Annotated in this window: 9 protein-coding genes; 3 read left to right on the top strand and 6 right to left on the bottom strand. The window is 68.8% G+C overall.

Going from position 1 to position 9,127, the window contains the following annotated elements:
• Positions 1–6 precede the first annotated feature (6 nt).
• Positions 7–1,284, bottom strand: coding sequence for an allantoate amidohydrolase (locus tag ABNQ40_RS32590; RefSeq protein ID WP_109050652.1), 1,278 nt, complete (start codon positions 1,282–1,284; stop codon positions 7–9).
• Between the two features lie 331 nt (positions 1,285–1,615).
• Between ABNQ40_RS32590 and ABNQ40_RS32585 the strand changes: the two genes are divergently transcribed.
• On the top strand, positions 1,616–1,915 hold the full coding sequence (locus tag ABNQ40_RS32585) for a hypothetical protein (RefSeq protein WP_109050651.1): 300 nt from the start codon (positions 1,616–1,618) through the stop codon (positions 1,913–1,915).
• 42 nt (positions 1,916–1,957) lie between these two features.
• Here ABNQ40_RS32585 and ABNQ40_RS32580 read toward each other — a convergent pair whose 3' ends face one another.
• Positions 1,958–2,167 carry a hypothetical protein gene (locus tag ABNQ40_RS32580; protein ID WP_098735531.1) on the bottom strand — a complete coding sequence of 70 codons (210 nt, stop codon included), beginning with the start codon at positions 2,165–2,167 and terminating at the stop codon, positions 1,958–1,960.
• A gap of 173 nt (positions 2,168–2,340) precedes the next feature.
• A complete protein-coding gene (locus tag ABNQ40_RS32575) occupies positions 2,341–2,877 on the bottom strand; it encodes a BON domain-containing protein (protein WP_109050650.1) in 537 nt (178 codons plus the stop codon).
• A 194-nt stretch (positions 2,878–3,071) separates the two neighbouring features.
• Here ABNQ40_RS32575 and ABNQ40_RS32570 point away from each other — a divergent pair, with 194 nt between their 5' ends.
• The gene (locus ABNQ40_RS32570) at positions 3,072–5,540 is read left to right on the top strand and encodes a membrane-bound PQQ-dependent dehydrogenase, glucose/quinate/shikimate family (RefSeq protein WP_109050649.1); all 2,469 of its coding nucleotides are present in this window, start codon (positions 3,072–3,074) and stop codon (positions 5,538–5,540) included.
• Positions 5,541–5,606: 66 nt separating this feature from the next.
• A complete protein-coding gene (locus ABNQ40_RS32565) occupies positions 5,607–6,224 on the top strand; it encodes a glutathione S-transferase family protein (RefSeq protein WP_109050648.1) in 618 nt (205 codons plus the stop codon).
• A gap of 64 nt (positions 6,225–6,288) precedes the next feature.
• On the opposite strand, the gene ABNQ40_RS32560 is transcribed toward ABNQ40_RS32565, so the two are convergent.
• From ABNQ40_RS32560 to ABNQ40_RS32550, 3 genes are all read right to left on the bottom strand, one after another.
• The gene (locus tag ABNQ40_RS32560; protein ID WP_109050647.1) at positions 6,289–7,167 is read right to left on the bottom strand and encodes a 3-hydroxybutyryl-CoA dehydrogenase; all 879 of its coding nucleotides are present in this window, start codon (positions 7,165–7,167) and stop codon (positions 6,289–6,291) included.
• A gap of 94 nt (positions 7,168–7,261) precedes the next feature.
• The gene (locus ABNQ40_RS32555) at positions 7,262–8,200 is read right to left on the bottom strand and encodes an electron transfer flavoprotein subunit alpha/FixB family protein (protein ID WP_391349216.1); all 939 of its coding nucleotides are present in this window, start codon (positions 8,198–8,200) and stop codon (positions 7,262–7,264) included.
• A gap of 16 nt (positions 8,201–8,216) precedes the next feature.
• Positions 8,217–8,966 (bottom strand): electron transfer flavoprotein subunit beta/FixA family protein, encoded by a 750-nt coding sequence (locus ABNQ40_RS32550; RefSeq protein ID WP_391349215.1) that lies wholly within the window; start codon positions 8,964–8,966, stop codon positions 8,217–8,219.
• Between the last annotated feature and the right edge of the window lie 161 nt (positions 8,967–9,127).

Genomic DNA, 9,127 nt, shown 5'->3' with positions numbered 1-9,127 from the left:
GGTCCGTCACGGGATGGAGGTTGCGGGCTGGAAATGTTCGACGAAGCGGGCGAGCACGCGGGCTCCCGCCTCGGCGTCGGCAGCGGTGATGCGTTCAGCCGGGTTGTGCGAGATGCCGCGCTCGCAGCGCACGAACAGCATGGCGATGTCGGTCAGCGCCGCCACCGCCATCGCGTCGTGGCCGGCGCCGCTCGGCAGCTCCGGTGCGTCCAGCCCCTCGGCCTCGGCGGCGGCGGCGAACTGCGCCATCAGCGCCGGGTGGCAGGCGACGGCCGGGCTTTCATGCAGCGTCTCGAAGCCGATGGCGACGCCGCGGGCGTCGGCGATGGCCTCCAGCCGGGCGCGGACGGCGCCGACCCGTTCCAGCCGCAGGGGATCGCGGTCGGCGCGCAGGTCGATGGTGAAACGGACCTTGCCGGGAATGACGTTGGTGGCGCCGGGCGACGCCTCGATCCGCCCGACGGTGCCGACCAGCCGCTCCTGTCCGGAGCAGAGCTGCTCCACCGCCAGGATCATCTCGGCCGAGGCCGCCAGCGCGTCGCGGCGCAGGGTCATCGGCACGGTGCCGGCATGGCCGGCCATGCCCTCCACCGTCACCGCGAGCCGGGTGGCGCCGGCGATGGCGGTGACCACGCCGACCGGCCGGCCCAGCGCCTCCAGCACCGGCCCCTGTTCGATGTGCAGCTCGGCATAGGCCAGCACGTCCTCCGGCCTGTAAGCGGCGGTGGCCCAGGCGGCGGGGTCGAGGCCGAAGGCGGTCATGGCGTCGGCCAGCCGCGTGCCGGCGGCGTCGCGCGTCTCCAGCACCGCCGGGTCGAAGGTGCCGGCGATGGCGCGGCTGCCGATCAGGGTCGATTGGAAGCGCGTGCCCTCCTCGTCGCCGAAGCCGATCACCTCGACGGCGAAGGGCAGGCGCCGGCCGCGGGCGTTCAGGTCGGCGGCCACGGCGATGCCGCTCAGCACCCCCAGCATGCCGTCATAGCGCCCGGCATCGCGCACGGTGTCGAGGTGCGAGCCGATCAGCAGGGCCGGCAGCCCCGGCTTGTCGCCCTCGTAGCGGCCGACGATGTTGCCGACCGCGTCTTCGCGCACGCCCATCCCGGCCTCGCGCATCCAGCCGGCGACGAGGTCGTTGGCGCGGCGGTGTTCCGGCGTCAGGTAGAGGCGCGACAGCCGCCCCTCCTCCGCGCTGATCGCCGCGAGCGCGTCGATGCGGTCGAGAAGGGCCGCTCCTGACAACTGAGATTGGGACAGCGGAGATTCGGACGGCAGGGGATCGGGCATCGGCGGTTCCGAAGTGCGCTGGGAAAGCGGGACGATGGAACCGGTTATACGCCGAAGCCGCGCTGCCGCCCTAGCCCCCGGCCGGCGAAGACAGTTTCAAAGAATCCCGGAAAGGCGCAGCCCCAGCGTACGTCCGCTCGTGCCGCAGCGCAAAAAGACAGGCCGGAATTCGTTGGTGGTGCCGAATAATGCCTACCACCCTCTGGAAGCCTCGGGCAGACTTCATAGATGAGGATGAACAAAACCGCCCGATCAACGGTCGTATTGGGGGTCGTATCGGGGCACATATTTGCTGCGAGTGCGAAAGAAACAGCTGAGGGGAGGTGCGTCCATGACGTCTTTCGATCCCGACATGCCTTTCGAGAACGCAACGCCGATTGGCCGGCCCGGTGCCGGCCTGTGGTTCAACAACCGGGCCGAGCTGGCCCAGGCCCGCACACTGGCGGGGTGGATCACGCTGCTGGCGGAGGACCGCGAGCTGGACGACCGCCAGCTGGCCGTCGCCACCGGCCTCGACATCGAGGATGTGCGCGCCGTGCGCGAGGGGGCCGTGGCGATGCTGCCGCCCCGGCTGCTGAACCGGGCCCTGGCCCGGCTGGAGGGCCGGAACGACGAAGGGCGGCTGCAATAGTGCAAACCGCCCTTCGCGAAACCTGAAGACCGTGGCGCCGCGTCAGGCGACGGACAGCACATCCACATACATGTTGGCGGGCGCCGACAGGTGGATGCGGTACAGCATGCCGGACTGGTCGACGATGATGTCGGCGACCGGGTTCTTGGTCGACAGGTCGGTGACCGCGGCGCGCACATTGCGCGGCAGCTGGTCCAGTTCGACGTCGCGGTAGCCGGACTTGTCGGAAAGCTTGATGGTCTTGTTGCCCATGATGGCAGCTGCTCTGTTCCAGAAGGCTTGAGAGGGGATACTCGATTGGCCGCGGGACAATGGTCCCCGACGGTTAACCAACGGTTAAGCAGCCTCTCCGGTCCTTCGACCCCCGGCGCAGGGCAGCAGCGCATCCGGTGCAGGGGGGCAATTGCCCCCCGCAACCCATTGATTCAGCGCCGGTCGCGCCCGCCGCTGCCGGCCCCGCCACTTTCGGCCATGGCGTCCCCGTGCCGCAGGGTGTCGTCTTCCGGCAGCGGCTGCTTGCCCAGCACCATGGAGCTGTTGTCGAGCGCCGCCACCATCGCGTCCCGCGCCGAGGCGCCGGGGCCGGTCACGCTGCCCTCGCCCTGCGGGGCCGCCGGTTCCACCCGCTCGCCGATGCCGGCGGAGGTTGCCCCGCCCGGTGCGGTCCGGCCGGCGACGCGCAGGTCGTTCTGCACATGGCCGACGCCCGACACGCTCTCGGCGATGTCCTCCGCCCGGCGGCGGGCGGCGCGGTCGCCGACGGTGCCGGACAGCGTCACCTCGCCGCCCTCCACCCGCACGCCGATGTCGGAGGCGTCGATGTGGTGGTCGTCTGTCAGGCGCTCGTTGATGTCCTCCAGGATGCGCTCGTCGGAGCGGCGGTAGTTGCGCGGGCCGACGCCGCGATAGCGGGCCTGCGGGCTCATCTTGACGAACTCTTCGCTCCAGGGATGGCGGTGCATGGCGGCCTCCGTCTCGTTGATGTCAGACTCCTTTGCCCCTCAACAAAAGTTGCGCCCGTGGCGTTCCGGCCCTTGAGTCCGGCGCGCCCGGAAGGTCAGCCTTGCGGGTTGAAAGGGGATGGGGAGCGAATCCGCCGCAACCTTGGCTGCGCCCGGCTGTTCGGTCCGAAAAGCTTTCGGTCGAGGTGCGTGCCATGAAACATTCGGACTCGAGCGCCGCCCTCTGGGCGATGGTCATCCTGCTGGCGGTTCTGGGGCTGGGGGCGCTGGGCGGCGGCCTCTGGCTGATCCTGCTGGGCGGCTCCTGGTACTACGCCGTCGCCGGCCTGTTGTTCCTCGCCACCGCCGCGTTGCTGGCGAAGCGGTCGCCCACGGCCTTGTCGGTCTATGCGCTGCTGGTGATCGGCACGCTGATCTGGGCCTTGTGGGAGGCCGGGCTGGACTGGTGGCCGCTGTCGGCGCGCGGCGACGTGATCGCGGTGGTGGGCTTCCTGCTGCTGCTGCCCTGGATCACCCGCCGCCTGGGCGAGCGCCAGCCGATGGCGGGCGTTCCGGCGCCCGGGGCCTATCCCGTCGGCGTCTTCCGCGGCGCCGGCCTGCCGCTGACCGCCTCGCTGGCCGTCGTGCTGCTGGTCGCCGTCGCCTCCTGGTTCACCGACCCGCACCGCATCGACGGCACGGTTCCGGCGCGCCAGCAGACCGCATCCGCCGCGGCTCCCGCCGGTGGTTTGGCCCAGATGAATTCGAATGGAATGGTCCCGGACGGGGAATGGCAGGCCTATGGCCGCACCGGCTTCGGCCAGCGCTATTCGCCGCTGACCGGCATCACGCCGGACAATGCGGACAAGCTCCAGGTCGCCTGGAGCTATGAGACCGGCGACCTGCGCGGCCAGCCCGGCGATCCGAAGGAAACCACCTTCGAGGTAACGCCGCTGAAGATCGGCAACCGGCTGTTCCTGTGCTCGCCGCACCAGCATGTCATCGCGCTCGACGCCACCACCGGCAAGGAGGTCTGGCGCCGCGACCTGCAGATCGACCAGAAGCAGCTGGCCTTGCAGCACCTGACCTGCCGCGGCCTGTCCTACCGCCCGGCGCCGCCAGCCGCTGCGCCGCAGGCCGCCGCGTCCACCCCTGCGGCCGGCGGCGCCTGCGCTGCCCGGCTGTTCATGCCGACCGCCGATGGCCGTCTGGTGGCGCTGAACCCGGAGGACGGGTCGATCTGCACCGGCTTCGGCGAGAACGGGCAGGTCGATCTGTGGGCCAACATGCCGAATGTCCGGCCCGGCGCCTATTATTCGACCTCGCCGCCGGTGGTGACCGCCAAGCTGATCGTGGTCGGCGGCACGGTGCTGGACAATGTCTCGACCAAGGAGCAGTCGGGCGTCGTCCGCGCCTTCGACGCCGACAGCGGCCGGCTGGTGTGGAACTGGGATTCGGCCAGGCCGGACCAGACCGCGCCGATTGCCGATGGCCAGACCTATACCGTCAACTCGCCCAACAGCTGGTCGATCGCCAGCGTCGACGAGGCGCTGGGCATGGTCTATCTGCCGCTGGGCAACCAGCCGCCCGACCAGTTCGGCGGCAACCGCAGCCCGGAGGTGGAGCGCTTCTCCTCCTCCGTCGTGGCGCTCGATCTGGCGACGGGGCAGGTGCGTTGGGTCTTCCAGACCGTTCATCACGATCTGTGGGACTATGACGTGCCGGCGCAGCCCAGCCTGATCGATTTGACCGTCAACGGCCAGACCGTCCCCGCCCTGGTCCAGCCGACCAAGCAGGGCGAGCTGTTCGTGCTCGACCGCCGCACCGGCCAGCCGGTGCTGCCGGTGACCGAGAAGCCGGCGCCGCAGGGGGCCGCCGAGGGCGACCATAGCGCCCCGACCCAGCCGGTCTCGGCCCTGTCCTACGACCCGCCGCCGCTCACCGGTGCCGACATGTGGGGGGCGACGATGTTCGACCAGCTCGCCTGCCGCATCGCGCTGAAGCGTCTGCGCTACGACGGCCGCTTCACCCCGCCGTCGCTCCAGGGCTCGCTGGTCTATCCCGGCAATTTCGGCGTGTTCAACTGGGGCAGCGTCGCCGTCGATCCCCAGCGGCAGGTCGCCTTCACCACCCCGACATATCTTGCCTTCGTCTCGCAGCTGGTGCCGCGCCAGAACGACACCGAGCTTTATGTCCAGGGCGGCGAGCGGCCGCAATTCAGCCTGCCGGCGCTGAACGAGAATTTCGGCGCGCCCTATGCGATCAAGCTCGGCCCCTTCGTCTCGGTGCTGGGGCTGCCCTGCCAGGCGCCGCCCTGGGGCTATGTCGCCGCCGCCGACCTGACGACGGGCAAATTGGTGTGGAAGCACAAGAACGGCACCACGCGCGACGCCTCGCCGGTCCCGCTGCCTTTCCGCATGGGCGTGCCCAACCTGGGCGGCCCGGTCATGACCGCGGGCGGCGTCGCCTTCCTGTCGGGCACCATTGACTATTATGTCCGGGCCTACGACGTTTCCACCGGCAGGCAGCTGTGGGAGAGCCGCCTGCCGGCCGGCGGTCAGGCGACGCCGATGACTTATCAGGGCGAGGACGGCCGGCAATATGTGCTGGTGGTGGCTGGCGGGCACGGCTCGCTGGGGACCAAGGGGGGCGATTCGGTGATTGCCTACGCATTGCCGAAGTGACCTGTCCTCGACCACCGGGCCCGACCGCCGGACCCTGCAATTCAACCGATCCCGGGAGGGCCTTCCTTGACCATCGTCGTCCATCATCTCAACAACAGCCGGTCGCAGCGGATCCTATGGCTGCTGGAGGAGCTGGAGCTTCCCTATGAACTCCGCTTCTACCAGCGCGACAGGACGACCAATCTGGCGCCGCCGGAACTGAAGGCGGTGCATCCGCTGGGGAAATCCCCGCTGCTGGAGATCGACGGGCGGATCGTCATGGAGTCCGGCGCCATCGTCCAGCATCTGTGCGAGCGTGACGGCCGGTTCCTGCCGCCGGCCGGATCGGACGACGCGCTGCGCCATCTCCAGCTGATGCATTTCGCCGAGGGCTCGGTGATGACCCCCGTGCTGCTCGACCTCTATGTCGGGCGGCTGGGCGAGGCGGGCGCGCCGCTGCACCCCCGCATCCAGGAGCAGCTGGCCAGCCATTTCGACTATCTGGAGTCCGAGCTTCGCCCGTCCGGCCATTTCGTCGGCGACAGCCTGACCGGTGCCGACATCATGCTCAGCTTCCCGATCGAGATTGCGATGATGAAGGGCAACCGCAGCCGCTGGCCGAAGCTCGCCGCCTTCGTCGACGCCATGCACGCCCGCCCGGCATGGCAGCGCGCGCTTGCCAAAGGCGGCGCTTACTTCAAGTGACCGCCAATGAAAAGGGCCCGCCCCGGTCTCCCAGGGCGGGCCTTCTTCACAAAACCCGCAATCCTCAGCGCGTCGGCACCGGCGGCGTCTGCGAATAGTCGTAGAAGCCGCGGCCGTACTTCTTGCCGATCCAGCCGGCCTCGACATACTTCACCAGCAGCGGGCAGGGGCGGTACTTGCTGTCGGCGAGGCCCTCGTACAGCACCTGCATCACCGCCAGACAGGTGTCCAGCCCGATGAAGTCGGCCAGCTCCAGCGGACCCATCGGGTGGTTGGCTCCCAGCTTCAGCGCGGTGTCGATGGCGTCGACGCCGCCGACGCCCTCATACAACGTATAGACGGCCTCGTTGATCATCGGCAGCAGGATGCGGTTGACGATGAAGGCCGGGAAATCCTCGGCCACCGCGGCGGTCTTGCCGATGGCGAGCGTCAGTTCCTTGATGGCCTCGAAGGTCGGCTCGTCGGTCGCGATGCCGCGGATCAGCTCGACCAGCTGCATCACCGGCACCGGGTTCATGAAGTGCATGCCCATGAACTTGGCCGGACGGTCGGTCGCCGCCGCCAGACGGGTGATCGAGATCGACGAGGTGTTCGTCGCGATCAGCGCTTCCGGCTTCAGGTGCGGAACCAGCTTCTTCAGGAGGTCGCGCTTCAGCGCCTCGTTCTCGGTCGCGGCCTCGACCACCAGATCGCAGTCGCCGAAGATCGACAGGTCGGTGCCGGTGACGATGCGGCCCAGAGCCGCCGTCTTGTCCGTCTCGCTCAGCTTGCCCTTCTGGATCTGCCGGTCGAAGTTCCGGGCGATGCCGGCGAGCGACTTTTCCAGCGCCGCTTCGCTGATGTCGGACAGGATGACGGCGTAGCCGGCCTGGGCACAGACCTGGGTGATGCCGCTGCCCATCTGGCCGGCGCCGATGATGCCAATCTTCTTGATCGTGGTCATGGAGGCTGTCCCGCGAAGGATGTGGGGTGGTTGGTCCGCCGTGGCGTCACCGGTTCCGTCCGGTGACCGCCGCGGCGATCCGGATCAGCGCGCCTTATCCAAGCTTTTCCGTCAGCTCCGGCACGGCCTTGAAGAGGTCCGCGACGAGGCCGTAATCGGCGACCTGGAAGATGGGCGCTTCCTCATCCTTGTTGATCGCGACGATGACCTTGCTGTCCTTCATGCCGGCCAGATGCTGGATCGCACCCGAGATGCCGACGGCGATGTACAGCTCCGGCGCCACGATCTTGCCGGTTTGCCCGACCTGATAGTCGTTCGGCACGAAACCCGCGTCCACGGCGGCGCGCGACGCACCGACGGCGGCCCCCAGCTTGTCGGCCAGGGCCTCCAGCAGCGGGAAGTTGTCGCCCGACTGCATGCCGCGCCCGCCCGACACCACCACGCGGGCGGCGGTCAGTTCCGGACGCTCCGACTTGGTCAGCTCGGCCGAGACGAAGCTCGACAGCCCGGCGGCACCGGCGCCCGACACGGCCTCGACGGCGGCCGAGCCGCCTTCGGATGCTGCGGTCTCGAAGGCGGTGGTGCGGACGGTGATCACCTTGACCGCATCGGCCGACTGCACGGTGGCAATCGCATTGCCGGCGTAGATCGGCCGCTCGAACGTGTCGGCGGAGACCACGGCGGTGATGTCGGAGATGGCGGCGACGTCCAGCAGGGCTGCGACGCGCGGCAGAAGGTTCTTGCCGACCGAGGTGGCGCCGGCCAGCACATGGCCGTAGCCGCCCTTGGTGATGGACACCACCAGCGGGGCGACGTCTTCCGGCAGCTGATGCTCGTAGGCGGCATCGTCGGCCAGCAGCACCTTGGCGACGCCGGCCACCTTGGATGCGGCATCGGCAGCAGCCTGCGCGCCCTTGCCGGCGACCAGGATATGGACATCGCCCCCGATTTTTCCGGCGGCGGTGACGGCGTTCAGGGTGGCGGGCTTCAGCGAGGCGCCGTCGTGGTCGGCGATGACGAGAATGTTGGCCATGGTCAGTTCATTCCCCTCAGATCACGCGGGCTTCGGTCTTGAGCTTGTCCACCAGCGTGGCGACGTCCGGCACCTTGATGCCGGCCTGACGCTTCGGCGGCTCCGTCACCTTCACCGTCTTCAGGCGCGGGGCGACATCGACGCCGAGGCTGTCCGGCGTGACGGTCTCCAGCGGCTTCTTCTTCGCCTTCATGATGTTCGGTAGCGAGGCATAGCGCGGCTCGTTCAGGCGCAAATCGGCGGTCACCACCGCCGGCAGCTTCAACTCCACCGTCTCCAGCCCGCCGTCGATCTCGCGGGTCACGGCGACCGTGCCGTCACCGGCGGCGATCTTCGAGGCGAAGGTGCCCTGGCCCCAGCCGAGCAGGGCCGCCAGCATCTGGCCGGTCTGGTTGCAGTCGTCGTCGATGGCCTGCTTGCCGAGGATGACGAGGCCGGGGGTCTCCTTCTCGACCAGCGCCTTGAGGACCTTGGCGACGGCCAGCGGTTCGGTCGTCACGTCGGTCTGCACCAGGATGGCGCGGTCGGCGCCCATGGCGAGAGCGGTGCGCAGCGTCTCCTGGGCCTGGGTCGGGCCGACGGACACCACCACGATCTCGGTCGCCTTGCCGGCTTCCTTGCACCGCACGGCTTCTTCGACGGCGATCTCGTCGAAGGGGTTCATGCTCATCTTCACGTTGGCGGTCTCGACGCCGCTGCCATCCGCCTTGACGCGGATCTTCACGTTGTAGTCGACCACTCGCTTAACGGGGACGAGGACTTTCATAACTCACCCTGGCTGCTGAGCGCGCGCCTGTTACGGCGAACACCGCGAAAATTGCTGTGGTTGCGAACGGACCATAGGATCTGGCAATACCACTGTCAATGACGCGCCGGATGCGCGCATGCACGCGCGGCAGCGTCATCCAGGGGCCACATCCAGCAGCT

The organism is Azospirillum sp. A23, assembly GCF_042938965.1.
In the GTDB taxonomy this organism is placed as follows: domain Bacteria; phylum Pseudomonadota; class Alphaproteobacteria; order Azospirillales; family Azospirillaceae; genus Azospirillum; species Azospirillum melinis.
This window is presented reverse-complemented; position numbering and strand designations above follow the sequence as displayed.

Bases quoted from the DNA above. Each gene is read 5' to 3' on its own strand.
- ABNQ40_RS32590 (WP_109050652.1), bottom strand. From the start codon at position 1,284: ATGCCCGATCCCCTGCCGTCCGAATCTCCGCTGTCCCAATCTCAGTTG.
- ABNQ40_RS32585 (WP_109050651.1), top strand. From the start codon at position 1,616: ATGACGTCTTTCGATCCCGACATGCCTTTCGAGAACGCAACGCCGATT.
- ABNQ40_RS32580 (WP_098735531.1), bottom strand. From the start codon at position 2,167: ATGGGCAACAAGACCATCAAGCTTTCCGACAAGTCCGGCTACCGCGAC.
- ABNQ40_RS32575 (WP_109050650.1), bottom strand. From the start codon at position 2,877: ATGCACCGCCATCCCTGGAGCGAAGAGTTCGTCAAGATGAGCCCGCAG.
- ABNQ40_RS32570 (WP_109050649.1), top strand. From the start codon at position 3,072: ATGAAACATTCGGACTCGAGCGCCGCCCTCTGGGCGATGGTCATCCTG.
- ABNQ40_RS32560 (WP_109050647.1), bottom strand. From the start codon at position 7,167: ATGACCACGATCAAGAAGATTGGCATCATCGGCGCCGGCCAGATGGGC.
- ABNQ40_RS32555 (WP_391349216.1), bottom strand. From the start codon at position 8,200: ATGGCCAACATTCTCGTCATCGCCGACCACGACGGCGCCTCGCTGAAG.
- ABNQ40_RS32550 (WP_391349215.1), bottom strand. From the start codon at position 8,966: ATGAAAGTCCTCGTCCCCGTTAAGCGAGTGGTCGACTACAACGTGAAG.